The following is a 24348-nucleotide window of genomic DNA, read 5'->3' on the forward strand; positions in this document are numbered from 1 at the left end:
AAATTTCCTACAGTTAATTAAAAATTAGGTAAAGTTGGTTGATAATACAGGGGTAAACAGAAAACATGACTATGCATCACAAACTAAACGAAGCCTTGGACCAAGGTCGTTGCCTGAAAGTAATTAGTGGCTTAAATACTTTTGATCCCCAGAAAGTTGCTGCTGTAGTCAAAGCAGCTTCACGGGGTGGAGCGACTTTTGTCGATATTGCCGCCTCACCCGATCTAGTTAAGTTGGCACGAGGGTTAACGGATTTACCAATTTGTGTTTCTGCTGTAGAACCAAAGCAATTTGTTATTGCTATCCAAGCTGGCGCTGATCTGATTGAAATTGGTAACTTTGATAGCTTTTATGCTCAGGGGAAGTGGTTTGATGCTTCCGACGTATTGGCACTGACCATTCAAACCCGTAAATTACTACCCAATATAACCTTATCAGTAACTGTTCCCCACATTCTAAAGTTAGATCAGCAAGTAGAACTAGCGGCAGAATTAGTCAAAGCAGGAGCCGATATTATTCAAACTGAAGGGGGTACCAGCAGTAAACCTCGCTCCGCTGGCACCTTGGGTTTAATTGAAAAAGCAGCACCAACCTTAGCAGCTGCCTATGAAATTTCTCGTGCTGTGTCAGTACCAGTGTTGTGTGCTTCCGGATTATCCAGTGTGACCGTTCCCATGGCCATTGCTGCTGGTGCTGCTGGTGTTGGCGTTGGTTCCGCTATCAATCAGTTAGATAGCGAAGTGGCCATGGTAGCAGCGGTTCGCAGCTTGGTAGAATCCCTGGAAGGGGTCAAGGGTGAAGGGTTGAACGCGATCGCGTGGCCAATAGGCCAAGGTTTGAAGGGTTGAAGGTTTGAAGGGTTGAAGGTTTGAAGGGTTGAAGGTTTGAAGGGTTGAAGGTTGAAGGGTTGAACGCGATCGCGTGGCCAATAGGCCAAGGTTTGAAGGGTGGAAGGTTGAAGGTTGAACGCGATCGCGTGGCCAATAGGCCAAGGTTGGATGCTTGAAAACTACTCCTCTAACCTTCAACCTGTTAACCTACCCTACGAGAACGCCAAGGGCGAACAACCTGTTAACTTTCAACCTTCAACCTTCAAGCTATTAACCTTCAAGCTATTAACCTTCAACCTTCAACCATCAACCTGTTAACCTTCAACCTTTAAACTAAAGAGTCCTTCAATCCATAAACTACCTGTTGCTGTTCTTCAACGGTAAGTTCTGGGAACATTGGCAAGGACAATACTTGATTACAGACTTGCTCAGCAACTGGAAACTGACCGATGTGATAGCCTAAGTCTTTGTAGACTGGCTGCAAGTGTAATGGCAGGGGGTAATAGACCATAGAACTAATACCTGCCTGCTTTAATTTTTGGCGTACCTCGTCCCGATAGTTGCTATTGCTGCTATCTTGAGTTAGGCGAATGGTGTACTGGTTCCAGACGGAGTGTCCCCCAGGGGTTTCCCGAGGCAGGATTATCTCAGGTAATGGCTCCAATAACTGGTGATACCGGGTTGCTACCTGGCGACGGGCATTGTTCCAACCATCGAGATAGGGTAGCTTTACGTTAAGAATAGCGGCTTGTACGGCATCTAAACGGCTGTTGATACCATTGATTTTATGGTAATAACCAGAGGATCTACCGTGGTCTCGCAGCATCCGTATTGAGGCCGCAATAGTTTTGTCATTGGTAGTTACCGCACCACCATCGCCACAGGTTCCCAGATTCTTGGTGGGATAGAAGCTAAAACAGCCAATATGTCCAATACTGCCAACTTTTTTTCCCACCCATTCAGCACCAGTCCCTTGGGCGCAGTCTTCAATTACTGCAAGACAATGAGTCTTGGCGATATCCATCACACCAGTCATATCCACTGGCTGTCCGAATAGGTGAACTGGTATAATTGCTCTAGTATTATGGGTAATAGCTTTTTCAATCTGATTGAGATCGATATTAAAGGTTTCGGCATTGATATCGACAAAGACTGGAGTAGCACCAACTTCAGCAATTACTTCAGCGGTAGCGATGAAGGTAAAGGGTGTGGTAATTACCTCATCACCAGGTCCGATATCTAAAGCTCGCAGGGCGAGATACAGAGCGTCTGTGCCAGAGTTACATGCAATGCATTCCAGGGTACCGATGTAAGCGGCAAACTGTTGCTCAAAGTGCTCTACCACTGGACCACCAATATAACGTCCAGAAGAAAGAACGTCACCGACAGCAGCACTGACTTGTTCTCCAATAACTTGGTACTGCCGTTTTAAGTCAAGAGGGGGTATAGTATTCACTTGTTCCTCACACCTTAAGTTGCTTGTGAACTACCCCGACCTACTACGTAGAGGTCGGGGCTTCCAGCTTCACTGAAGAATGCCTTAACTTGGACGGACGTCCGCGTCTTGGTCTTACTTCTTCTCCACTGGCGTTGACCTCCCCCGTCCCAGAGGAGGATAGCATTCTGATTCCTTCTGCTCTAATGTTTTTTGCCGCATTACCATCTCTATCGTGGTGAGTTCCACAGCTTGGACAAGTCCAAGATCTTACATCTAGTGGCAACTCTTTGATTCTATAATGACAATTAGAACAGGTTTTGGAACTAGGAAACCATCGGTTTATTTCAACCAACACTTTCCCTTCTTTCTCGCACTTATAGGAAAGAAAGTTGACAAAGGTTCCCCAGCCCAGATCAGATATTGCTTTAGCTAATTTGTGGTTACGAACCATGCCCTTGACATTTAGGTTTTCGACTACTACTACTTGATTGTTATCAACTATATTTCTGGATAGCTTATGTAAGTAGTCTTGACGGACATTTCCAATCCGTTCGTATACCTTAGCTACAATCTTTATGGCTTTTTTTCGCCCGCTACTGCCCTTTTTCTTTCGAGCAGCAATACGTTGTTTTTTTGCCAGTTTCTTTTCGTACTTAGCTAGATGCTTGGGATTTCCAAACTTAGAGGTCTTTTCGCCGTCATAGGTGATCGCGAAATCCTTAATACCCAAATCAATCCCGATCGCTTTTAGCGGTTCCTTACTGACCATCACCTTCCCTAGGTGCGGCTGACCTTGGCGAATTAAATTCGCCAAGGTTAACCGCACCTCTGTAGAAGGTTGTACATCATCTAAGTCGTCGTACTCCATTAACACAGAAGCATAGTATTTACCGGATGGAGTTTTGCTGACAGTTACAGTTTTAATTTCTCCATCTAGTGGTCGATGGATTATTGCCCTGATAGTACCTAGTTTCCCAGGAAACTTCAAGCAGCTCCCAATTTGTTTCACGTTTTGGGGATACTGAATCGATTGGCGATGATGATATGATTTGAATCTAGGATATTCAGCCCTACCCTCAAAGAAATTTTGATAGGCACGACTAAGGTTGAGGCTCACAGATTGTAAGACCTGAGAGTAGCACTCTTTTAACCATTCAGTCTCTTTTTGTCTTTTGAGTTTTGGCAGCATAGAGTTGAGTGCAGACTGTTTTAGCCCTTTGCCAGTTTCCTTGTAAGTTTCTATACATTGATTCAAGGCGTAGTTCCACCACCAGCGAGCACATCCAAAATGCTGAGCCAGTATTTGAACTTGCTCTTGCGTAGGATAAATTCTAACTTTGACGGCTCTATGCTTCATTGCACTCAACCTCTTGATCGACCTTCCTTACTATTATATATGTTTTGCATTAAGGCGTCAAGGTATAAGTCAAGTCCTTGGCTCGCTATCCATGCCGGAGACGAAACCTCAGTATAGTGGAGCCTTTACACGGGACTGGTTATCAGAAAAGGGGTTAAAACTTATTAACTAAGGCTCCACTATACTTACGGTAACTTCGTTCCCCAACCTACAACGCACGAGGTTGGGGAATTTCGCGATTTTTGTTACAATACAATTCTTCCCAAAAAGGGTTCAAATTTTACCTGTAGCTTAATTTTTACTCCTGGCCTTGAAGGTTGGAAGGTTGGAAAGTTGAACGCGCACCCGTGGCCAATAGGCCAAGGTTGAATGGTTGAACGCGCACCCGTGGCCAATAGGCCAAGGTTGAATGGTTGAACGCGCACCCGTGGCCAATAGGCCAAGGTTGAACGCGCACCCGTGGCCAATAGGCCAAGGTTGAATGGTTGAACGCGCACCCGTGGCCAATAGGCCAAGGTTTGAACGCGCACCCGTGGCCAATAGGCCAAGGTTGAACGCGATGGACGTTCGCGTAGCGGAGGCCGTAGGCCACGCCAAAGGCGAACGGCTCTGCCGATAGTCCCGCTTTGCTGCGAAGCGCGTGGCCAATAGGCCAAGCTGGGATGGTGGATGCTTGAAAACTAGTCTTCTAACCTTCAACCTGTTAACCTTCAACCTGTTAACCTTCAACCTATTAACCTTCAACCGGTTAACCTTCAACCGGTTAACCTCCAACTGCCATCACAATTAACAGACCATCTGAGACAATGGATTAAAACAAGTTAGCTGTGGTGGCTGGTGGATTCTTTAATTGAACTCGATCTTAGCGATTTAGCGTGGGGATTGGGCATGATGGCGATCGCAATTGGTTTATCCAGCTGGCAAAGGCTGGGTTTGGAAGTTGAACTAGCGATCGCAACTGGCCGAACTATCGTGCAACTCATTGTTGTGGGATATGTACTGGCTGTGATTTTTGCCTTAGATCACCCGATCCCTGTTTTAGCTATCTTAATGGTAATGCTGACTATTGGTACGATTACTGCCCGCAATCGGATTAGTAACCACAAGATCCCGAGACTTTTACCAATAGTTTTCAGTTCCCTGTTCTTCAGTACAGCATTGACCTTAATCTATACAAATCTATTGATGATTCAACCAGAACCTTGGTATGCACCCCAGTACCTGATTCCCTTAGGAGGTATTGTGCTGGGCAATGCCATGAATGGGGCTGCGATCGCAGGGGAACGCCTAGTTAGCACCATTAGCAAGAGCACTCTGGAAATCGAAACCCATTTGAGCTTAGGCGCAACGGGACAACAAGCAGTAGCCGGTTACCGTAAGGATGCGATTCGGGCTGGGTTGATTCCTACTCTTAACTCCATGATGGTAGTGGGACTGGTGACTTTACCGGGAATCATCACAGGTCAATTGTTAAGTGGTATTGATCCCTTGAATGCTGCTTCCTATCAGATATTAATTATGTTTATGCTCGCATTTACTAACTTGATCGCAACCTTATTGATAACCTATGGGTTGACACGGCAATTTTTTAATCAGTCTGAGCAGTTAACCATATAGCATTTATCCATTGGGTGAGGTACACAGTCCCATGTTTTAGGGAGTAGGGAGTAGGGAGTAGGGAGTAGGGAGTCGGGAGTAGGGAGTCGGGAGTCGGGAGTAGGGAGTCGGCGAAAGACCATTAGTTCTCACATCATGTCCGGATAATTAGTGATAAAAAACATTCTGTCTTGAAACCTTACTCCTTTACTTCTGCCTTCTGCCTGCCCCCCTTCCGGGCGGGGGGTTAGGGGGGATTCCCTCTGCCTTGCTTTCGCGCCTTGTGTCAGTTTAAACCTATTATTATATCACTCTTGAGGCAATTGAGCAAATTCTTGGGAATAGACTTCAATCACCATATCTGGATCATCACGCTCGGAAAGCGATCGCATAACCTGACCCAACAATACCGGCTTGGATACACCAGTTTCCGGATGGATTATCGTCCGGGCTCGAATCGTTAACTGGTTATTTGCGCCACCGAGGCGTCCATAGGAATAAAAATTACTAGCAGCTTGCCGCAGTGTCGCTTCTACTTCCGACTCTGTCGCAGTAGGGGGCAAAGCAATCACCGTTTGGTTACCACCATTATCGTAGACTACAGTATATCGGATTGCCCCTGGAATGGTAGTACGGGTAAAGGGTACTAAAGATAAGGAGAAAAAGCTAGCGGTTAGCACCAGCATAAACCCAGTGACTCCCACCAGGCGAAACCGGAGACCCCATTTTAAGATAAAACCGAGTATAGCAATTAAGCCACAGGCTAAAGTCAGAATACCTGACCATTTAGTGTAGATCAGAAAATCAGCTGTTGTTGGCATAGTTTAGAGAGTTGATAATTGGTAATTTAGCAAAGGGAACAGGGAACAGGGAACAGGGAACAGAGAACAGGGAATAGGGAGTAGGGCATCAAAAATTATCACAATGGATTTAGGATTGCTATTGCTAATCGGTAATGAATAATTGCTAACTGACCACTCAACCAACTAGAGTAGCTTCTAGATTCGGGAGCATCCTATTTTTGGACATAACACTTTTAATAAGCTTTTGAAGACCTATAAAAAAATACCAACCAATTAACTTAGGGTGAGCAAAGTTATATTATCTATAATACTCAAAATAACCAATTTAGTTGAAACCATAATCAACCATTTATCAACTATCATTATAAACTAAAAATAAATAAGATAAGCGATAATTGATACAATAGTAGAACAGCTGGCCGATCGGTTCAATTTTCTATTGTCCATTGTCCATTTTAAAGCACTATATTAGACTACTATGTTAAGAGCCGGAATTGTTGGACTGCCCAATGTAGGCAAATCAACCTTATTTAATGCCCTAGTTGCCAATGCCAAGGCAGATGCTGCTAATTTCCCTTTTTGTACCATTGAGCCGAATGTGGGTGTAGTTGCTGTCCCAGATCAGCGGTTGCAGGTTCTGGCAAAGATTTCTGAATCTCAGAAAATCGTGCCAACTCGGATTGAGTTTGTGGATATTGCTGGTTTAGTCAAGGGAGCCAGTAAAGGGGAAGGCTTGGGTAACCAGTTTTTAGCCAATATCCGAGAAGTCGATGCTATTGTCCATGTGGTGCGCTGCTTTGATGATGATGACATCATCCATGTTTCCGGCTCCGTTGACCCAGGGCGGGATATTGAAGTAATTAATTTAGAATTAGCCTTAGCGGATTTAGGGCAAGTGGAACGCCGGATTGAGCGTACCCGGAAGCAAGCTCGTAGTAACAAAGATGCCAAGATGGAACTTGATGTCTTGGAAACCTTGAGCGCTGGGTTGAATGAAGGCAAATTAGCGCGCCAGATTAGTTTAACAGAAGAAGAAGCCGAGTCAGTCAAGCAATTGGGATTACTGACCAGTAAGCCAGTCATCTATGCCGCTAATGTATCTGAAGATGACTTAGCTACTGGTAATGACTGGGTCGAGCAAGTGCGGCAAATTGCTGCTACCGAAGATGCTCAAGTGGTAGTGGTTTCTGCTCAAGTAGAGTCAGAACTAATTGAGTTACCTGAGGAAGAGCGAGAGGATTTTCTTCAGTCCCTTGGTGTGGAAGAAGGGGGATTAAAATCTTTGATTGGTGCTACCTACGAATTGTTGGGCTTACGTACCTTTCTCACCACTGGTCCCCAGGAAACTCGTGCCTGGACTATTACTGCTGGCATGAAAGCCCCCCAAGCGGCTGGGGTAATTCACACGGATTTTGAGCGAGGCTTTATTCGGGCGGAAACCATTGCTTATGGGGATTTGGTAGCCGCTGGAGCCATGACCGCTGCTAAGGAAAAAGGGTTAGTTCGCTCAGAAGGTAAAGATTATGTTGTGCAAGAGGGAGATGTGATGCTTTTCCGCTTTAATGTGTAAGTAGTGGTGCTCTAAGGGGTTATACCCATGGATATTGTTAGTCTTTTAATTGCATGTTTGGTTACTGCAATCAGTTTGTTGATCATTTCCAAACTCCCAACTGGTGTCGAGATTGATAGTTTTGAGAAAGCATTGGTTTCAGCAGTGGTGTTCGGCATTCTCAATGCCCTATTGAAACCAATCCTGGATGTTTTAGCTCTTCCTCTTACTATCTTGACTCTTGGGGTTTTTGCTGTTGTGGTCAACGCCATTATTTTTGGCTTAGCCGCTGCTTTGGTAACGGGATTCCGACTGCGCTGGGGATTTTGGAGCGCTTTGATTGGCGCAATTGCCCTTGGTTTCGTTAATTCCTTGATCTATAAGCTGCTCGGAACCTTGACTTGATTGTTGGTCACTAAAAGGTAGACAGACAGGTAGACAGACAGCTTATGCGCTACTTGAGATGCTACTTGAGGTGCCGTCAGCCGTCAGCCGTCAGCTAATCAACGGTCGATAGTAAACAAGCATCGGGGGTGCTGGTACAACTGCTTGGAAATCCCTGGTCATTTTACTCATCCGACCTGGTGCAGCGATCGCGTCCGGTAGCTGATAGCTGATAGCTGATAGCTGAATGCTTAAACAGACAGGTAAACACAACAGGTAAACACAACAGGGGCAAAGGATAACAAACTCTAGCTCCTTGGCCTGTTGGCACTACACGGATATACAAACACCGAAGATACACCGATAACAAATGACCATCTGATCCGTGCATCTAGGTTAAATCCGTGTAGTTTTCGTTTGTCTTGAAATATCCACGCCCGAGCCCTGCACTCCCTACTCCCTACTCCCTACTCCCTACTCCCCACTCCCTACTCCCTACCACTTTATACCTTACCCAATTGAGAACTACTATATGAATTCAATAGCACCAGCAGTCTACATCATCGGTGCTGGACCAGGCGCTCCAGACTTATTAACTGTCAAAGCCTTGAAAATCCTCCAAAAGGCAGATGTTATTATTGTGGCAGATTCTCTAGTGCCCAAACAGATGTTAGAGAGTGTTCGTGCTGATGCCGAAATTATTCGCTCTGGCAACAAAACCCTAGAAGAGATTGTGCCACTGATGATTGAACGAGTGCGATCGCATAAATCTGTGGTCAGGCTACACTCAGGAGATTTGACTCTATATAGTGCTATCCACGAGCAAATGCAAGCTCTAAAGGAAGCCTCTATTCCCTTTGAACTTATCCCAGGTATCAGCGCCTTTCAAGCAGCAGCGGCACAACTTGGTGTTGAGCTAACTATACCGGGACTAGTACAAACGATTATCCTGACTCGGATCAGTGGTCGTGCTTCTGCGGTTCCAGACTCAGAGGAATTAGCATCCTTAGCTGCCCATCAAGCTAGTTTGTGTCTCTATCTCAGTGCTCGTCATGTAGAAGCGGCTCAAGCCAAACTCCTAAAACACTATTCTGCTGATACACCAGTAGCGGTTTGCTTCCGCATTGGTTGGCCAGATGAAAAAATCTGGCTAGTTGACCTTGACAAAATGGCAGCAACTACTGATGAGCACAATTTAATTCGGACAACCCTTTACTTAATCAGTCCAGCACTAAGGACAGCTTTAAACCCTGATGGCCTTAAAACCCGTTCCCGTCTCTATCATCCTGAACACTCCCACCTCTTTCGTCCTCACCCCTCTATTGTGTAAACTATAACTAAGGTTAGGTTAATTTTTGTGTGGAAGTGTGAAGCAACTTAATTGCCCAAAGTGTACAGGAACATTAGAGCCAGTTACCTGCCATGACATTGAAGTAGACCGCTGTGTCAACTGCAAAGGCATTTGGTTTGATTCCCTAGAGGCCGAAATACTCAAAAAGATTAAAGGTTCTGAGAGTCTAGATATTGGAGACCCGGAAATTGGCTCTGAGCTTAATCAGATCAATGATGATATTTACTGTCCCCGCTGCGGAGCTAAAATGGTCCGCATGCTTGATATTGATGAGTACAGCATCTGGTACGAAAAATGTTTCGAATGCCACGGGGTTTGGCTAGATGCTGGAGAATTCAGGCAGTATAAGCATAATTTTCAGCCCAGAGGTGTTCTACATCGAGTTAAGCGCATGTTTAGAACCCAAAAGGACATGCCCAATCCTGTGTTTTGAAAACCAAAATTCTGTAAACTAATTGCCATTGACCGTTCGTGCAGCGTCGGGCTTTGCCCAAAAGCTCACGCTACGCGATCGCTAAAAAGTATCGGAGAAAGACTCGTGCTAGACGAACAAGCAAAAAAGACCATGCTGCGCAAAATTCCCCATGGTCTATATATCTGTGGGGTCAGGGATGGTGAAGAAACAATCAATGGCTTCACGGTCAGCTGGGTGATGCAGTCTTCCTTCAAACCGCCACTAATAGTTAACTGTGTTAAACAAGATACTGGCTCCCACGGCATCATTAAGAAAACAGAGGTATTTGCCCTAAGCTTCCTCGATAGTGGGCAAAAAGATATGGCAGCCAAATTTTTTAAACCCCAAAGTCGCGTTGGTAATAAGTTTGCTGATGTAGAATTTTACTTTGGAGAAGTAACTGGTTGTCCGATCATTTCTGACTCCCTCGGTTATGTAGAATGCCAGGTCAGAGGAACTGTGGAAGAAGGCGATCACACGGTCTTTGTTGCTGAAGTCGTTGGTTCCGGCATTCATCGGGAAGGAGATCAGTTGTTACTAGAAAGCACTGGTTGGCAGTATGGCGGTTAGAGCAATCAGCAATCAGCAATCAGCAATCAGCTTTCGGCTGACGACTGACGGCTGACGGCTGATAGCTGACGGCTGACAGCTTAAAATTTATCTTCAAAACCTCAACTAGAGTGTGATATCAAGACTATGCCGCTAATTAAAGTTCAAACTTCTATTGATGCTCCAGAATCAGCAGCGGTTGAAGGGTTGCTGAAAAGCCTTTCTGGAAAACTAGCCGAGCATGTGGGTAAACCAGAAGCTTATGTGATGACAGCGTTTGAGTCTGGTGTGGCTATGACGTTTGCTGGTAGCTTTGACCCTGTTTGCTATGTGGAAATTAAAAATATTGGCACCATGAAGCCCACTCAAACTAAGGCCATGAGTCAGGATTTTTGCAAGACGATTAATGAGACCTTGGGTGTAGCACTTAACCGAATTTATATTGAGTTTGCTGATGCCCAGAGACATATGTGGGGGTGGAATGGGTCAACGTTTGGTTAGAGGTTAGGGAGTAGGGAGTAGGGAGTAGGGAGTAGGGAGTAGGGAGTAGGGAACAGGGAACAGGGAACAGGGAACAGGGAACAGGGAACAAGTGGTGGGTGTGGTTTCCACCATGAGCGATTGCATCAAGACAATACAATAGTTCTCAAAGATACCAAGATTTTCGCCAACTATTTTATCCCTTTCGCCTCTCTCCACACTCTTGGCCGCTCAGCTCACTTTAAAGTCAGAAATAGTCTCAATCCATACCCGTGCTCCACAGTGTAGGGGATTATCCGGGCGATACATGACCCGACAAGGGCCATTGACTTCGACGGTATGACCGTAAGTGTTTTTAGAGCCTCGTTTGACAGTAATCACCGGATTGCGTTCGCCGGTGTTGTGATTTTGGCGAATCACTTTCTGGTTCACGTGGATCACAGCCTTAGTGTAATTTGTACGCTTTGACCAATTCCGCTTTGGTCCACGAGTGCCAGGGGTAACCACGGGCATGCCATCAAATAAGGGAATCACCCAAGTTCTACCGACCTTATAAGCACCTTTAACTCTGCCCTTGCTCAACAGGAAACGGACGCGAGTGGCAGAGATACCTAGTAATTCAGCGGCTTGTGCGGTAGAAATCATCATGGCGAAAAACCGTTGTTTTGACGATATTGTTATCTTAACACGATTTTTTAAAAGATGCAAGCTATGGGTGGTAAGCGTGGAGAGTGTGGTTGGTTAAAAAAAACTATTGCATTGTCACTATGGGTGGTAAGGATGTTAAAAGTGGTTAACGTGGATAGTTAGAAAAACTATTGCACTGTCACTATGGGTGGTATAAGTGGTTAACATGGAGAGCTAAAAAAACTATTGCACTGTCGCTAGGGGTGCTGTGAGTGCATCTCATTAAAGCTGCTTGACCCAGTGGTGCGTTACTGCCCGATTCCCGATTCCCGATTCCCGATTCCCGATTCCCTACTCCCTATTCCCTATTCCCTGTTCCCTGTTCCCTCAATAAAAAAAATTCGGTCAAGTCCTGGTTAATTCCAATGCTTGACCGAATTATTTCTTGTAATAGTCAATAGCCCTAGGGTTCTTGACTATGTGTTCACCAAATCAACAACATACCAACTTAGGTTTGATACTTTAGACTTCGTACTTTCTGCTGAGTTTTGACCTGTCGCCAGGGATTGGAATCCCTGGCAAGTTCCTATCTTAATCTACCAACAGATATCGACTCAATATACTGATAACCTGTCCAGAATTTCCAGTAGGTTGAGGAGTGCTCCACTCATGAACTTGGGCGTAGCCACGGCTATAAAGGTTATAGATTGTGACCCGGACGGTTTTGGGAGAACCGATCAATATATGTTTGATTTGCTCCCGTCCTGGCTGCCCTTGGCCAGATAATTCAGGGAAATTAGGATTGTTGGGATTATACTCAAAGTTTGGGAGAAAGTTTTCGATGTCCATACTGTTTTTTGTTGTTGAATTTTGGGACCTTTCTATGTTAATAAATAATTATTTATTTTGTCAAGTATTTTTCAGATTTTTTTTTGAATATTTTTTTGCTGTGGGGGGGTATTAATAAAAAATATTAGATTATTTTTATTGCTTTTTTAGTTTAATTTAGTAGTAGCGATCGCATTTTTTTTTGAGAGCGTTTTTTCCTGGTATATTTCAGAGCGTTCGCGCAGCGTGACATGCAGATAAATCGCATTTTTTATTAAAATTATCATGACTTTCTATAGCATTTTATAGCTCGATCCCCCCCAGCCCCCCTTATCAAAGGGGGGAGTCAGTCAAGTCCTGTTTATCAAAAGTTTAATTCCGGAAAGTCCCCCTTGTTAAGGGGGATTTAGGGGGATCGAAACCCAGGAGTTAAGGGTTAGATTGATGAATTAGGGGTTAGGTATTAGAGTTGGGGAGTGCGATCCTATAGTTTATAAATAGTTCCATGGCTTTCTATAGCATTTTATAGCTCGATCCCCCCCAGCCCCCCGTGTACATTGGGGGGAGTCCGGAAAGTCCTGTTTATCAAAAGTTTAATTCCGGAAAGTCCCCCTTGTTAAGGGGGATTTAGGGGGATCGAAACCTAGGGGTTAAGGGTTAGATTGATGAATTAGGGGTTAGGTATTAGAGTTGGGGAGTGCGATCCTATAGTTTATAAATAGTTCCATGGCTTTCTATAGCATTTTATAGCTCGATCCCCCCCAGCCCCCCGTGTACATTGGGGGGAGTCCGGAAAGTCCTGTTTATCAAAGGTTTAATTCCGGAAAGTCCCCCTTGTTAAGGGGGATTTAGGGGGATCGAAACCTAGGGGTTAAGGGTTAGATTGATGAATTAGGGGTTAGGTATTAGAGTTTGGGAGTGCGATCCTATAGTTTATAAATAGTTCCATGGCTTTATATCACATTTTTTAGCTCGATCCCCCCCAGCCCCCCGTGTACATTGGGGGGAGTCAGTCAAGTCCTGTTTATCAAAAGTTTAATTCCGGAAAGTCCCCCTTTTTAAGGGGGATTTAGGGGGATCGAAACCCAGGAGTTAAGGGTTAGATTGATGAATTAGGGGTTAGGTATTAGAGTTTGGGAGTGCGTTCGCCTAGCGTGACATGCAGGTCAATCGCTTAGCAGCTCAGAGCATCGCATTTTTTTTCGGGATGATAAATTAGTTAAGTGTAGCGTTGATAATGGTAAAAAAATACACAGTTTTTTACCTATTGCTTGCTCCCTGCTCCCTACTCCCTACTCCCTACTCCCAATAATAAAATTACTTACCCAATTTAAACATGCTATACTATAATAAATACTATCTAAACTAAAGCATTGTTTGAGGTAGTCGTGGCGTTGGACTTACTGAGCGAAATCTATAGTTCCTTTGAACCTTTTCGGCCTGCCCTTAAAGAGGTTTATGTTGACTGTCAAGACGTTCGTGGAGGTTGGGAAGTTATTCGAGAGTTAGGACTTAAAATTAGGCGCTCTAAGCAGCCAACATGCCAGCTCTACACTGGGCACCGAGGAGTCGGTAAATCTACTGAACTTTTACGGCTAAAAGACTATTTAGAAGAACAGAAGTATTTTGTGGTTTACTTTGCCGCAGATGACGAAGATATTGAACCCCAAGATGCTGATTATGCAGATATTATCTTTGCTTGCACTCGCCACTTGGTAGAAGCAATTAAGCTTAAAGAGCATAATCCATTACTAAATTGGATGAAAGATCGTTGGGAATCCTTAAAGGATATTGCCCTGACCGAGGTAGCGTTTGATGGGTTAAGTTTAGAGGGGCAAATCTCACAGTTTGCTAAGATTACTACTAACCTTCGAGCAACACCAGATAAACGCCGTGAACTCCGCCAAAAAATCAACGCCAATACGCCATCTTTAGTCGAAGCTCTCAACGACTTTATCCAGGAAGCTCAAAACTCCTTGTCTGCTGACAGTCAAGGAATTGTCCTGATTGTTGACAACCTTGATCGCATGGCAGAAACCCAAGAAATAGGGAAACCAAGTAACTATGATGACATTTATCTGAATCGCAGTGAAATGTTACGAAGATTGGCTTGTCATGTAGTTTATACCGTGCCAATAAAGATGGTGTACTCAGGACGGGCAACTCAGCTCGAAAATAATTACGATAAACCTGATGTATTGCCAATGATCATGATCCGCAATCCAGACGGAACAGAAAATAAACTAGGGCTAGACAAAATGAGGGAATTGATCTGCCGTCGGATTGGCCTGATCGAACCCAACTTACTTCAAACCCTAGAGGGGAAAGTAGACGGGCTAGATTTTCCGCCGGTATTTGATAACGGTGAGACCTTAAAGAATCTTTGTCTAATGAGTGGTGGACATGTCCGAAACTTGATGCAATTAATCCAGAAAGCGATTGACTGGACAGATGAACTACCGATTACTGGAAAAGCAGCAAAGCGAGCGATTGAAGAAACACGAGAGACCTATCAGAAGACTGTACAGGAGAGTGAATGGGAAACTTTAGCGCGAGCATGTCATCTCAAGCAGGCATATAATGATGATGCTCACTTAGATTTGTTGTTTAAGCGCTGTCTCTTGGAATACCGCTATTATGATCAAAACGATAACCTACAGATTTGGTGTAACGTTCATCCACTAATCGAAGGGATTCCAAGATTTCAAGATGTACTTGCCAAGGTGAGAGCTTTATGAGTGTTGCTAACTCATCTAACGATAGTCAACCCTCTAGGGAGGAAATTTACCAAGCCTTTTTGCGATCGCTGAGGCGACGGAGGGGATTTGGGATTGTGTTCATGCAATGTCCTCCAGCGGAGGCTAAGCGGATCATTGGGCGAGTGCATCAGGATTTACCCCAGAAGCAAATAGCAACCTTAACATTAACCGAGCCCATTGATAATCTTTATGATCGTGTTAAATATATTCTCGACCGCGATCACTTGAGTATTCTTTTCATTCAAGGTCTCGAAAAATCTTTAGAACCTTATATCAAGCCAGGATATGGCGGAGACGGGGATTACTACAATCTTGATACTGTCCCTACCATCTTGAGTCACTTAAACCAACGGCGGGAGCTATTTCGAGATAATTTTCCAACTCTTTGCTTCGTTTTTGTGTTGCCAGCGTTTGCTATTAAATACTTTATTCGCCGTGCTCCGGATTTCTTTGATTGGAGCGCAGGTGTTTTTGAGTTTTCTGTAGATAAGGTAGACGTTACTGCTACAATAGCAATGTCAGTTGATAAGGGAGAGCATCAGATAGATGTTACTAACTATGTTCAGATCGGTGACACTGTTTATACTGACCGTGAGCTAAGTGATTTACGACGGTCTCAAGGGGAGCAACTTGTTGAATCTAAACAGTTTGATGAAGCCTTGATTTATTATGAGGAAGCACTACAACTTTACCGAAAGTTAGGTGATCAAGCCGAAATAGCGAGCACCTTAACAACAATAGGTAATGTGTTTCAGGGTTTGGAACACTATGATCAAGCACTATCTTCTTATCAAGAAGCTGTAGCTATTTCTGAACAGATAAATAATCAAGTTAGTCAAGCAAGTGCCCTGGGGGGATTAGGTGAAACCTATTTGTCTTTGGGTGATTACCAACAGGCGATTGACTATCTTCAACCAGCTTTGACCATCCAACAGCAGATTGATGATGCTAAGGGCGAAGCATTCTTATTAGCTAATTTGGGTAATAGTTATCAATCCTTAGGTCAGTATACACGAGGGATTGAATATTTTCAACGGGCTTTAAGAATTCAAAGAGACATTTGCGATCGCAAGGGTGAGGCAGCTTCTTTAACTAGCTTGGGTAATGCTTACCGAGCATTAGCACAATATCAACGAGCGATTGAGTATTTTCAGCAGGCTTTACCAATCCAAGATCAGGTTGGTGACCTTAATGGAAAAGTAGATTCTTTAAGTAGTTTGGGGAGAGTATTCTATTCCCTTAAGCAGTATGAACAATCCATAGCTGCTTATGATACGGCAATCAAGATTTCCCAAGAATTGGAAATTGATAAAACGGCTTTCTTTAGTCAGCTTCTGTTTAATAGAGGTAATGCTTTAAAGAGTATAGGGCGGTTAGAGGAATCAATCAAGAGCTACGATCAAGCCATTGAAATTGAACCAAGCTCAGATGAAGCTCGATCTGAGCGCCAGAATGCTCTAGCTCAGTTGGGACGATTAACGAAACCGTGGTCAATCCCGAACATTGCGGAATCGTTGTTGGGGATTGTTTCGGGAAAAGGATGGGATCGCTTAACTCAATCCCTGACTAAAATCGATGTGGAAAAAGCCATCCAAGCTGGAGCAGAAGCAGTTGATGAATGGGAAAAACAACTCGATAGTCAACAGCGCTTATTTTTTAACGCTCCCCCAGATGGCTGGAATGGAGTTAAGAAGTTTTGGCGCGACTATTTTACTAAGTCTGCTGTTTTGGCGGAATTCCAAAAACCCTTAATCAATCAAGGTAAGCCAGACCGAGAGATTTTAATCACGGTATTTCAACAGCAAGCTGAAGCTAATAATATTAAACTAAATCAAGACAGTCTCAAGCCTTGGGTGGAGACGTTTGTTAATGCTTATTTTCAGCAAACTGCTACTTATCTCAAGTATCAGGTGGCTAAACAGGATTATTGTCAACAGTTAGCTAACTGGTTTGATGATGTTAAATTTGCTGGCATTGCTGTGCCTGGGCAAGAGGTAGAAAAATCGGAGAAATTAGCCCAGATTTTTGTAATGCCAGATGTCGTCGAGGAGGTGTTAACTCCTAGGGATTTGGAATTGGAGCGGTTGGTAAGGGAAAGTGGGGAAAAATCGGAAAAGGCGCTGTTGGAAAAGACAACTGGCAGGAAATTTTTGGCTGAGCAGTTATTGAGCCAAAGTCAGTCCAGAAGAGTAGTAATATTGGGTGCGCCAGGCTCTGGTAAAACCACCTTGATCAGTTATTTTGCCGTCATGTTAGCTCAGAGCAATCCTAAGGTTTTGGGATTAGATGCTAATACCGACTGGCTACCGATTTTAATTAGGATGCGGGATTTGGCGAGACATCCAGATCAAAGCCTGATCGACTATGCCCGTGGGTTTGCTGAGAAAAGGATTGCAGTCAACACCTTACCAGTGGGATTTTTTGAGCATTGGTTATCTGATGGTAGGGCGTTGATATTGCTGGATGGTTTGGATGAAGTAGCAGAAGACGCTAAACGGTATGATGTAGTCAGTCGTATCAATAATTTTTTAGGACAGTTTGACAGAAATCGGGCAATTATTACCTCTCGTCCGGCTGGTTATCGACGGGACTTTTTCCGCACTGAGGACTTTCCCCACTATCAAATCCAACCCTTTGATGACCAAAAAATTTCAGCATTTATTGATAACTGGTATAACAGTCGGTTTCAAGACCAATCAGAGGCTCAAAGGCGCAAGCAGAGTTTACGAAAGGTTCTGGAGGATAATGACCGGATTAACTTGTTGGCACAGAATCCGTTGTTGTTGACAATTATTGCATTAATTCATCGGTATCAAGCGGCATTGCCCAAGGAACGCTATAAGCTTTATGACAAGGCGGTGGAGACCTTGTTAACTTCTTGGGATGCCAATAAGGAATTAAGTAGTGATAAGTGGTTAACTTATTTGGGTTTGGATGATTTACGGCGGTTGATGGAATGGTTGGCTTATTGGATTCATACCCAGGGAAATGTTGAAGATAACGACAGTGGCACCCTTATAGACCGGGATGAGTTGATTGATCAGTTGAGTCAGCAGATTAAGACATTGAAGCACGTGCAGTTGTATCAGGCCAAGGAAGAGGCGAAACGGTTTGTGGAGTTGATTCGCGAGCGCACCGGTTTGTTGAATGAGCAAGGGCAAGATTGTTATGGGTTTGTTCATAAGACCTTTCAGGAATATTTGTGTGCCCAGGAAATTAACTATCAGGCGGATAATGAGGGAGATTTTGAGATTGTTTTGAATCACATTGGGGAGCATTTGCATGACTCCCACTGGCGCGAGGTGTTACTATTGCTCATAGCACAACAAAAACCGAAGAAAGCGGCAAAAGCGATTAAGGCAGTTTTGACTAATAATAGTAACTATGAGCAGTGGTTGCATCGGGATTTGTTGTTTGCTGGTAAGTGTTTGGCAGAAGACCCGAAAAATTTGCGGGGTACTGATAGTGGGTTAGTGCAACAGATTTTGGAGCGGTTGGTTGAGTTGGAGGTGAGTAGTGAGGAGCGGGTTGGCGAGAGGGTTTATGAGCAGGTCTTTCAGGTAATTGGCAATTTGTATGAAACGGATTTTGAGGCACAGGTATTGGAATTGTTGAAAGAGCGATCCCATTTAATTGATCAGGAACGATTGCTAAACTATCGAGCTGAGTTAGGGGAAAAGGATGAGGTAATTACAATATTGCTAGCACGGCTTCAGGATGAAAATTCTGATGTGTGTAGCAAGGCAGCCAATGCCTTGGTCAGATTGGGCAACAGCTCAGAAACTGTACTCAGTACCCTACTAGCACGGCTTCAGGATAAGAATTCTGATGTGCATCGGTGGGCAGCCTATGCCTTGGGCAGATTAGGCAAAAGCTCAGAAACCGTACTTAGTACCCTATTAGCACGGCTTCAGGATAAGAATTCTGATGTGCGTGGGGGGGCAGCCGATGCCTTGGGAAGATTGGGCAACAGCTCAGAAACCGTAGTCAACCCCCTAATCGCACTGCTTCAGGATGATGATTATAGTGTGCGTCAGAGGGCAGCCCTGGCCTTGGGCAATTCGGGCAACAGCTCAGAAACCGTAGTCAACCCCCTAATCGCACTGCTTCAGGATGATGACTCTGATGTGCGTGTGGCGGCAGCCTATGCCTTGGGCAAATTGGGCAACAGCTCAGAAAGTGTAGTCAGTGCCCTAATCGCACTGCTTCAGGATGATGACTCTGATGTGCGTAGGGAAGCAGCCGATGCCTTGGGCCAATTGAAAAACAGCTCAGAAACCGTAGTCAGCGCCCTAATCGCACTGCTTCAAGATGATGATTGTGTTGTGCGTGGGGAGGCAGCCGATGCCTTAGGCAATTTAGGCAACAGCTCAGAAAGTGTAGTCAGCGCCCTAATCGCACTGCTTCAGGATAATGATTGTGTTGTGCGTGGGGAGGCAGCCGATGCCTTAGGCAATTTAGGCAACAGCTCAGAAAGCATAGTCAGCGCCCTAATCGCACTGCTTCAGGATAATGATTGTGTTGTGCGTGGGGAGGCAGCCGATGCCTTAGGCAATTTAGGCAACAGCTCAGAAACCGTAGTCAGTACCCTCCTAGCACTGCTTCAGGATGATGATCTTGTTGTGCGTGGGAGGGCAGCCGAAGCCTTGGGCAATTTAGGCAACAGCTCAGAAACCGTAGTCAGCACCCTCTTAGCACTGCTTCAGGATCACGATTCTGAGGTACGTGGGAGGGCAGCCGAAGCCTTGGGCAAATTGGGAAAAACATCCAATCATGTTCTCCCCAGTGTGATTAAATGGATTGAACAACACCAGGATTGTGACTATGTGGGCAGTGGTATTGATGTGCTGTGGGATTTGGTTGTAGGTAGGGAATAGGGAGTAGGGAGCAGGGAGTAGGGAGCAGGTAAAAAGAGGGTTTTGCGTAGGCTCTCTTGTAGACTGGAAACTCGATAAGCTTTTGCGATCGCTTCGATTGTAGACTAGAAACTCGATTGGATTTTGCGATCGCTCTCATTGTAGACAACACAGGATAAGCTTTTGCGATCGCTAGCCAACGCCCTTCGGGCTAATCGCCTTTGGCGCGGCTGATGCCTTTGGCCACGCTGCGCGAACGCCGATCGCATTCCAAATCCCATCTCATCTAGAAATAGAGCGACTATTACAATAGTTCCGGTAGCCTCTAATATAATCGTTAACCACATCAATCGCTTGGGGGCGCATGTTTCGTTGGCGGGGAAAGTCCTTTAATACCGAAAAAACATTCTGGTAAACCGCACACCAATTCCCAATCCCTGCCCGTAATGACTGTTGTCCCCGAACCAGGCTACGGATGAAAGCAATAGAGAAATCCTCAGGATCCTTCACAACTGCTGCATCCAATAATAATAGAGCATTAGCTCGCTGAACTTGTCCCAGACTACTGCTTGATCTAGAGCGATTGACTACTGCAACAGCACTCTCCAAAGTCGGGTCATCCATCGCTAGTAAATACCCTAGCGCTAGGGCTTCTGCTGCGGTTAACATCTCAAGGGTAATGGTTGATGGCTGCTGACTACGGCTGCGAGCAATATACTCAAGATACTGATTAGCCCTCTGGCTTGGCTCAACAGAAAACCCAAGTTGGTTGATAATCGCTGCTCGCACATCATGGGTAATATTAGGGTTGCTTAGGTTTTGGAAAACCTTATCATTAAGTCCATAAACCGAGGCATATGTAATCAGATCAACATCTTTATATGCCTTAGCAAAAGGAGTACTAGTTAAGGGACTATCCGCCAACGCTACCGGAGCAGCTGTCACAATACAACATACCACAACAGGTGTCAGTAATGGTGTAATTTTCATTAGTTATTTATAATTTCTTGATAGAGTTTGTAGGGTGGGCAAAAACAGTTTAATTATTTGGATGATTATAAATAATATGTAAGCATTCAGCCGTCAGCCGTCAGCCGTCAGCCGTCAGCTTGTTTTATTCAAAAGCTTTTCGGTATATAGCGTTTATAGGACTCATGAGGTACACATAATTGTTTGACTATTGGCTCTTACCTGCTCCCTGCTCCCTGCTCCCTGCTCCCTGCTCCCTGCTCCCTGCTCCCTGCTCCCTAAAACCCGGATATTTGTACCTCACAAGTCGTAGAATTGCTATAGCGTGCGCTGATAGCTGATAGCTGATAGCTGATAGCTGATAGCTGATAGCTGATAGCTGATAGCTGATAGCTGATAGCTGATAGCTGATCTTACTTTGCCCACCTTACTTTAATTGTTCCAAATTATCAATAGTCAAAGTTCTTTCATCATCCGCTATCTCTGCTCTGTAGTCCATATCGATTTTAGTTGGATAACCTAAGGTAGGGTCGTAGGTAACATCAAGCTTATAATAATCCTGATCAATAGCCTTTTGGACAACATCGAATAGCTTCGAGACGGAATCATAGTTGTCAAAAAATTTCCGATTAACTGGTTTGCCGCTATCAGCAGCAACAATAGAAGTCGTTTCACCATTACGGATTTCTACAAATACTGGCTTAGTGACGTCACCAATACAATAGCAACTTACCTGCAATCTATACCGGTAGTTATCTAGCTTTTGAGTTTCCCAACGTTGCTGGTTTTGTTCCAATAGCTGCTCAGGGGAAGGATCACTAGCACAAGCGGAAAGTGGCACAATCATCACCAGTAATCCTAACCAACAATAGCGATAGAGTCTGGAGTGTAACGTCATAGTGTTCGAGTCACCGAGTCGAGTGACCAATGATAATTCGGGATGGTTGACGAATCCGCTAGTGATTTTGTTGCCATTGTCGGTAGGGGGGCGGAGGCAAAAACTTACTGACTCTCGTTATCTGACCCTTGATGCTATAGTCAGATCAAGGCTTTCTGGTCTTGTAGGTATTTAACCAGCTGATGTACTTTTGTTGATGGGTTAGCACAATCAATATTAAACGTCTGTTGTTCCTCCAAATGATATTTCTCCAAACGTTGAGCATTAGCTATTGCTTGATCGAGTTTAGATTCTAATACACTGTACATATCCCTAGCTTTATCATAATCCTTAATCCCATCCTTTTTGAGTTCAGAATTTAGTTGATAAATTACGTCTTTGCATTTTTCAAAAGATTTAGCAGTGTATTTGTAATGTAGCAGAAACCAAAACTCAAAACATGGTATTGATGGGATAGCGATAATACCGTAGATTTTAGCTTGTTCCAGCGCTTGTTTATATTCGGTAGGTTTATCGCCATCAAATACACAGTATATTTTATCATAGGTTACTTCTCTTCCTTTTTGCTTTTGCTGCTTGTTGCGCAAGCGCCACTTATTAGCTGTTTCCACGATCACCAGAGGATCCCCACCCTTACCGGGAACCACTTCTACTGTTGTTGTTTTGAGTTGTAAGGATGTCTTGAGAGATTTAAAGTAGTTGTATTCTGTTTCTTCACCTTCAACTACGATTAGAATATATTGTTTCGCTGGTTCAACATTTGGACTACGTCCAAGCTGAGCATAACATGGTTTTCAAGTTATCAAGGTTTGACCCTTGCGGCTAGTCCCCCAAATCCTTTATGGATAAGGTTTATAGCCAACGAATCACACAGCTTTACTGCTGACGGGACGCCCCACCGCCAAATTCAATATGTTTATTGCCGCATTCACATCACGATCCGCTGTAAACCCACAGTGAGGACAAGAATGGATGCGGTCTTTTAATTTTTTAGGGACTTTCGTTCCACAATTGGAACAGTTTTGGCTGGTATTTCTGGGATTCACTGCCTTCGTGATTAGTCCAGCATTTATGGCTTTGACTGATAAGATAGACAGAAATTGACCCCAACCAGCATCTAATATAGATTTAGCTAATTTAGTTTTCGCTAAACCTTTAATGTTCAACTTTTCATGAGCTACTAAATCATGATTGTTTAGTAATCCCTTTGCTGTTTTAAAATGAAAGTCTTTCCGAGTGTCAGCAACTCTTTTATGGGCTTTGCCTAATTTGCTAACAGCCTTTTTCCTGTTGTTACTACCTTTTTTAGACCGACTAACAACTTTTTGGATCTTCTTTAGCCGTTTTTGAGCCTTTCGATAGTATTGGGGTATTGGTACCTCTGAACCATCAGACTTAACAAGAAAAGACTTGAGACCCATATCTATCCCAATGGGATTTTCAACGCTATCTACTGGGATAACCTCTGGAACACTATCATCTTGGATTGACAACGTAACATAGTAGCCATCAGCCTTTCGGGTTATGGTAGCTGTTTTGATTTTGAATCCTTCTGGGATAGGTCGGTGATAAATCATCTTGACTTTGCCAAATTTTGGAAGAGTCAAGATGTTGCCATTTATAGGATTCTTGGATAGAGAAGGAAAAGTAAACGACTTGTATCTATTTTTACTTTTAAATCGAGGTCTTCCGCTCTTTTTCCCATTACTATCTCCCTTAAGAAACCGCTTAAAAGCCAGATCTACTCTCTTTACGCAATCCTGTAATACGTGAGCGTGAATATAACTATACCAAGGTCTATCTTTCTTTAGCTGAGGTAGAGTTTTCTTCTGGGAAAAGTAGTCAGGGTTATTTCTTAGATCTGGTAAATGACAAACAAGGGGACAAGAATTAATAGGACAGCGATTCTGCTCAAACCAATTAAACCTGTCTGCCAACAAATAGTTGTACTGATGACGCAACATGTCCAGCCATTTCTCTACTTTTGCAATTTGCGACTTTGCTAGTCTTAATCGGTATTGATATGCATATCTCATTTTTGTCCTCTTGCTTATCGACCTATTGTTAGTCTAACATTTGGGGATCCATATGACAATCCAAAATACCGAAAAGATGAAAGATAAAAAGTTGATAGTCAGAGTAACTGAATTTGAAAAACGACAATTAAAACAGGAGGCCGATAAGAGAGGGATGACCCCCTCTGAGTTGATTAGAAGCTTGATAGCTCGTTTCCCTATCCCCCAGGATTCCTAATTGGTGACTCCGTTTCACTCCATCACCGGGCTATCCTTCCTAGAGACGAAACCTGATTGTTAGTGGAGCCTTAATCATAAAGTTTTCACCAAAGGTGCGCTTTCCTTGTCTTGATGCAATAGCGAGTGGGGGGAACCCCCAAGACCGCGCTGCATCGCTAGGCGAATTAAATTCGCCACGGGTCGCACCTCTTTTATGCATAACCGACCAACCATAAAGGCTCCACTATCCTTACGGTAACTTTGAGACGCTGACCAAGCACGGGTACAGCGCGGGGCTGCCGCCCTAAAGCTCAACCGATTCAGCACTGCCTGTGGCGTCTGGATTAATCAGTGTGGCTGTGTGATTGATTTACAGGAATAATTTC

27 protein-coding genes are annotated in these 24348 nt (G+C 44.1%); 11 read left to right on the forward strand and 16 right to left on the reverse strand.

What is annotated here, in order from left to right; genetic code table 11:
- Positions 1–65: 65 nt before the first annotated feature.
- The gene (locus F6K46_RS05020; RefSeq protein WP_293053281.1) at positions 66–848 is read left to right on the forward strand and encodes a DUF561 domain-containing protein; all 783 of its coding nucleotides are present in this window, start codon (positions 66–68) and stop codon (positions 846–848) included.
- On the opposite strand, the gene F6K46_RS05025 is transcribed toward F6K46_RS05020, so the two are convergent.
- Positions 790–984 carry a hypothetical protein gene (locus tag F6K46_RS05025; RefSeq protein ID WP_293053278.1) on the reverse strand — a complete coding sequence of 65 codons (195 nt, stop codon included), beginning with the start codon at positions 982–984 and terminating at the stop codon, positions 790–792. The two genes, F6K46_RS05020 and F6K46_RS05025, sit on opposite strands and share 59 nt — an antisense overlap.
- Before the next feature lie 14 nt (positions 985–998).
- Between F6K46_RS05025 and F6K46_RS05030 the strand changes: the two genes are divergently transcribed.
- A complete protein-coding gene (locus tag F6K46_RS05030) occupies positions 999–1148 on the forward strand; it encodes a hypothetical protein (RefSeq protein ID WP_293053275.1) in 150 nt (49 codons plus the stop codon).
- Positions 1149–1158: 10 nt separating this feature from the next.
- Here the strand turns inward: F6K46_RS05030 and F6K46_RS05035 are convergent, their stop codons facing one another.
- The 3 genes from F6K46_RS05035 to F6K46_RS05045 all read right to left on the reverse strand — a co-directional run bounded on the left by F6K46_RS05035 (position 1159) and on the right by F6K46_RS05045 (position 4281).
- Positions 1159–2286 (reverse strand): DegT/DnrJ/EryC1/StrS family aminotransferase, encoded by a 1128-nt coding sequence (locus tag F6K46_RS05035; RefSeq protein ID WP_293053272.1) that lies wholly within the window; start codon positions 2284–2286, stop codon positions 1159–1161.
- Between the two features lie 43 nt (positions 2287–2329).
- Positions 2330–3625, reverse strand: a complete 1296-nt coding sequence (locus F6K46_RS05040) for an RNA-guided endonuclease TnpB family protein (RefSeq protein WP_293053269.1) — start codon at positions 3623–3625, stop codon at positions 2330–2332.
- A 245-nt stretch (positions 3626–3870) separates the two neighbouring features.
- Positions 3871–4281 carry a hypothetical protein gene (locus F6K46_RS05045; protein WP_293053266.1) on the reverse strand — a complete coding sequence of 137 codons (411 nt, stop codon included), beginning with the start codon at positions 4279–4281 and terminating at the stop codon, positions 3871–3873.
- A 181-nt stretch (positions 4282–4462) separates the two neighbouring features.
- On the opposite strand from F6K46_RS05045, the gene fetB reads away from it, so the two are divergent.
- Positions 4463–5242, forward strand: a complete 780-nt coding sequence (fetB, locus tag F6K46_RS05050; protein WP_293053263.1) for an iron export ABC transporter permease subunit FetB — start codon at positions 4463–4465, stop codon at positions 5240–5242.
- Here fetB and F6K46_RS05055 read toward each other — a convergent pair.
- Both F6K46_RS05055 and F6K46_RS05060 read right to left on the reverse strand, forming a co-directional pair.
- Entirely contained in the window at positions 5218–5364 is a 147-nt protein-coding gene (locus F6K46_RS05055) for a hypothetical protein (protein WP_293053260.1), read from the reverse strand. The genes fetB and F6K46_RS05055 overlap by 25 nt on opposite strands.
- A gap of 165 nt (positions 5365–5529) precedes the next feature.
- Positions 5530–6042 (reverse strand): Ycf51 family protein, encoded by a 513-nt coding sequence (locus tag F6K46_RS05060; RefSeq protein ID WP_293053257.1) that lies wholly within the window; start codon positions 6040–6042, stop codon positions 5530–5532.
- A gap of 460 nt (positions 6043–6502) precedes the next feature.
- Between F6K46_RS05060 and ychF the strand changes: the two genes are divergently transcribed.
- Together ychF and F6K46_RS05070 are read left to right on the forward strand one after the other, a co-directional pair.
- Entirely contained in the window at positions 6503–7594 is a 1092-nt protein-coding gene (gene ychF, locus F6K46_RS05065; protein WP_293053251.1) for a redox-regulated ATPase YchF, read from the forward strand.
- Between the two features lie 27 nt (positions 7595–7621).
- The gene (locus tag F6K46_RS05070; protein WP_293053248.1) at positions 7622–7978 is read left to right on the forward strand and encodes a phage holin family protein; all 357 of its coding nucleotides are present in this window, start codon (positions 7622–7624) and stop codon (positions 7976–7978) included.
- A 163-nt stretch (positions 7979–8141) separates the two neighbouring features.
- Here F6K46_RS05070 and F6K46_RS05075 read toward each other — a convergent pair whose 3' ends face one another.
- Entirely contained in the window at positions 8142–8348 is a 207-nt protein-coding gene (locus F6K46_RS05075) for a hypothetical protein (RefSeq protein WP_293053245.1), read from the reverse strand.
- 141 nt (positions 8349–8489) lie between these two features.
- Between F6K46_RS05075 and cobM the strand changes: the two genes are divergently transcribed.
- From cobM to F6K46_RS05095, 4 genes are all read left to right on the forward strand, one after another.
- The gene (gene cobM / locus F6K46_RS05080) at positions 8490–9287 is read left to right on the forward strand and encodes a precorrin-4 C(11)-methyltransferase (RefSeq protein ID WP_293053242.1); all 798 of its coding nucleotides are present in this window, start codon (positions 8490–8492) and stop codon (positions 9285–9287) included.
- Between the two features lie 37 nt (positions 9288–9324).
- The gene (locus F6K46_RS05085) at positions 9325–9741 is read left to right on the forward strand and encodes a zf-TFIIB domain-containing protein (RefSeq protein ID WP_293053239.1); all 417 of its coding nucleotides are present in this window, start codon (positions 9325–9327) and stop codon (positions 9739–9741) included.
- 105 nt (positions 9742–9846) lie between these two features.
- Positions 9847–10332, forward strand: a complete 486-nt coding sequence (locus F6K46_RS05090; RefSeq protein WP_293053236.1) for a flavin reductase family protein — start codon at positions 9847–9849, stop codon at positions 10330–10332.
- A gap of 126 nt (positions 10333–10458) precedes the next feature.
- Positions 10459–10812: a phenylpyruvate tautomerase MIF-related protein gene (locus tag F6K46_RS05095; RefSeq protein ID WP_293017429.1), complete on the forward strand. Its 354-nt coding sequence runs from the start codon at positions 10459–10461 to the stop codon at positions 10810–10812.
- 3 nt (positions 10813–10815) lie between these two features.
- On the opposite strand, the gene F6K46_RS05100 is transcribed toward F6K46_RS05095, so the two are convergent.
- The 3 genes from F6K46_RS05100 to F6K46_RS05110 all read right to left on the reverse strand — a co-directional run bounded on the left by F6K46_RS05100 (position 10816) and on the right by F6K46_RS05110 (position 12267).
- Positions 10816–10938: a hypothetical protein gene (locus F6K46_RS05100; RefSeq protein ID WP_293053234.1), complete on the reverse strand. Its 123-nt coding sequence runs from the start codon at positions 10936–10938 to the stop codon at positions 10816–10818.
- Positions 10939–11022: 84 nt separating this feature from the next.
- Positions 11023–11439: a helix-turn-helix domain-containing protein gene (locus F6K46_RS05105; RefSeq protein ID WP_070394850.1), complete on the reverse strand. Its 417-nt coding sequence runs from the start codon at positions 11437–11439 to the stop codon at positions 11023–11025.
- Positions 11440–12009: 570 nt separating this feature from the next.
- Entirely contained in the window at positions 12010–12267 is a 258-nt protein-coding gene (locus tag F6K46_RS05110; RefSeq protein WP_293053231.1) for a hypothetical protein, read from the reverse strand.
- Between the two features lie 1352 nt (positions 12268–13619).
- Here F6K46_RS05110 and F6K46_RS05115 point away from each other — a divergent pair.
- A complete protein-coding gene (locus F6K46_RS05115; RefSeq protein ID WP_293053228.1) occupies positions 13620–14984 on the forward strand; it encodes an ATP-binding protein in 1365 nt (454 codons plus the stop codon).
- On the forward strand, positions 14981–19882 hold the full coding sequence (locus F6K46_RS05120) for a HEAT repeat domain-containing protein (RefSeq protein WP_293053225.1): 4902 nt from the start codon (positions 14981–14983) through the stop codon (positions 19880–19882). The genes F6K46_RS05115 and F6K46_RS05120 overlap by 4 nt, the downstream gene beginning before the upstream one ends.
- 104 nt (positions 19883–19986) lie before the next feature.
- Here the strand turns inward: F6K46_RS05120 and F6K46_RS05125 are convergent, their stop codons facing one another.
- The 6 genes from F6K46_RS05125 to F6K46_RS05150 all read right to left on the reverse strand — a co-directional run bounded on the left by F6K46_RS05125 (position 19987) and on the right by F6K46_RS05150 (position 24289).
- Positions 19987–20130 carry a hypothetical protein gene (locus F6K46_RS05125; protein ID WP_293053222.1) on the reverse strand — a complete coding sequence of 48 codons (144 nt, stop codon included), beginning with the start codon at positions 20128–20130 and terminating at the stop codon, positions 19987–19989.
- A gap of 13 nt (positions 20131–20143) precedes the next feature.
- Entirely contained in the window at positions 20144–20851 is a 708-nt protein-coding gene (locus F6K46_RS05130) for a hypothetical protein (protein ID WP_293053219.1), read from the reverse strand.
- Positions 20852–21257: 406 nt separating this feature from the next.
- On the reverse strand, positions 21258–21728 hold the full coding sequence (locus F6K46_RS05135; protein ID WP_293053216.1) for a DUF6174 domain-containing protein: 471 nt from the start codon (positions 21726–21728) through the stop codon (positions 21258–21260).
- Between the two features lie 140 nt (positions 21729–21868).
- Complete coding sequence (locus F6K46_RS05140) at positions 21869–22465, reverse strand: RloB family protein (protein ID WP_366664683.1); 597 nt, start codon at positions 22463–22465, stop codon at positions 21869–21871.
- A 129-nt stretch (positions 22466–22594) separates the two neighbouring features.
- A complete protein-coding gene (locus tag F6K46_RS05145; protein ID WP_293053478.1) occupies positions 22595–23764 on the reverse strand; it encodes a transposase in 1170 nt (389 codons plus the stop codon).
- A gap of 291 nt (positions 23765–24055) precedes the next feature.
- Positions 24056–24289: a hypothetical protein gene (locus F6K46_RS05150; RefSeq protein WP_293053475.1), complete on the reverse strand. Its 234-nt coding sequence runs from the start codon at positions 24287–24289 to the stop codon at positions 24056–24058.
- Positions 24290–24348: the final 59 nt, after the last annotated feature.

The organism is Moorena sp. SIO3E8, from assembly GCF_010692445.1.
Classification (GTDB): Bacteria; Cyanobacteriota; Cyanobacteriia; order Cyanobacteriales; family Coleofasciculaceae; genus Moorena; species Moorena bouillonii.

What these genes read in the sequence shown, in the direction of transcription:
- F6K46_RS05060 (WP_293053257.1), bottom strand. Translation starts at nt 6,042, where the DNA reads ATGCCAACAACAGCTGATTTTCTGATCTACACTAAATGGTCAGGTATT.
- F6K46_RS05030 (WP_293053275.1), top strand. Translation starts at nt 999, where the DNA reads ATGCTTGAAAACTACTCCTCTAACCTTCAACCTGTTAACCTACCCTAC.
- F6K46_RS05125 (WP_293053222.1), bottom strand. Translation starts at nt 20,130, where the DNA reads ATGCGATCGGCGTTCGCGCAGCGTGGCCAAAGGCATCAGCCGCGCCAA.
- F6K46_RS05070 (WP_293053248.1), top strand. Translation starts at nt 7,622, where the DNA reads ATGGATATTGTTAGTCTTTTAATTGCATGTTTGGTTACTGCAATCAGT.
- F6K46_RS05040 (WP_293053269.1), bottom strand. Translation starts at nt 3,625, where the DNA reads ATGAAGCATAGAGCCGTCAAAGTTAGAATTTATCCTACGCAAGAGCAA.
- F6K46_RS05075 (WP_293053245.1), bottom strand. Translation starts at nt 8,348, where the DNA reads ATGCACGGATCAGATGGTCATTTGTTATCGGTGTATCTTCGGTGTTTG.
- F6K46_RS05020 (WP_293053281.1), top strand. Translation starts at nt 66, where the DNA reads ATGACTATGCATCACAAACTAAACGAAGCCTTGGACCAAGGTCGTTGC.
- F6K46_RS05095 (WP_293017429.1), top strand. Translation starts at nt 10,459, where the DNA reads ATGCCGCTAATTAAAGTTCAAACTTCTATTGATGCTCCAGAATCAGCA.
- F6K46_RS05145 (WP_293053478.1), bottom strand. Translation starts at nt 23,764, where the DNA reads ATGAGATATGCATATCAATACCGATTAAGACTAGCAAAGTCGCAAATT.
- cobM (WP_293053242.1), top strand. Translation starts at nt 8,490, where the DNA reads ATGAATTCAATAGCACCAGCAGTCTACATCATCGGTGCTGGACCAGGC.
- F6K46_RS05120 (WP_293053225.1), top strand. Translation starts at nt 14,981, where the DNA reads ATGAGTGTTGCTAACTCATCTAACGATAGTCAACCCTCTAGGGAGGAA.
- F6K46_RS05105 (WP_070394850.1), bottom strand. Translation starts at nt 11,439, where the DNA reads ATGATGATTTCTACCGCACAAGCCGCTGAATTACTAGGTATCTCTGCC.
- F6K46_RS05100 (WP_293053234.1), bottom strand. Translation starts at nt 10,938, where the DNA reads ATGCAATCGCTCATGGTGGAAACCACACCCACCACTTGTTCCCTGTTC.
- ychF (WP_293053251.1), top strand. Translation starts at nt 6,503, where the DNA reads ATGTTAAGAGCCGGAATTGTTGGACTGCCCAATGTAGGCAAATCAACC.
- F6K46_RS05055 (WP_293053260.1), bottom strand. Translation starts at nt 5,364, where the DNA reads ATGGTCTTTCGCCGACTCCCTACTCCCGACTCCCGACTCCCTACTCCC.
- F6K46_RS05110 (WP_293053231.1), bottom strand. Translation starts at nt 12,267, where the DNA reads ATGGACATCGAAAACTTTCTCCCAAACTTTGAGTATAATCCCAACAAT.
- F6K46_RS05135 (WP_293053216.1), bottom strand. Translation starts at nt 21,728, where the DNA reads ATGACGTTACACTCCAGACTCTATCGCTATTGTTGGTTAGGATTACTG.
- F6K46_RS05130 (WP_293053219.1), bottom strand. Translation starts at nt 20,851, where the DNA reads ATGAAAATTACACCATTACTGACACCTGTTGTGGTATGTTGTATTGTG.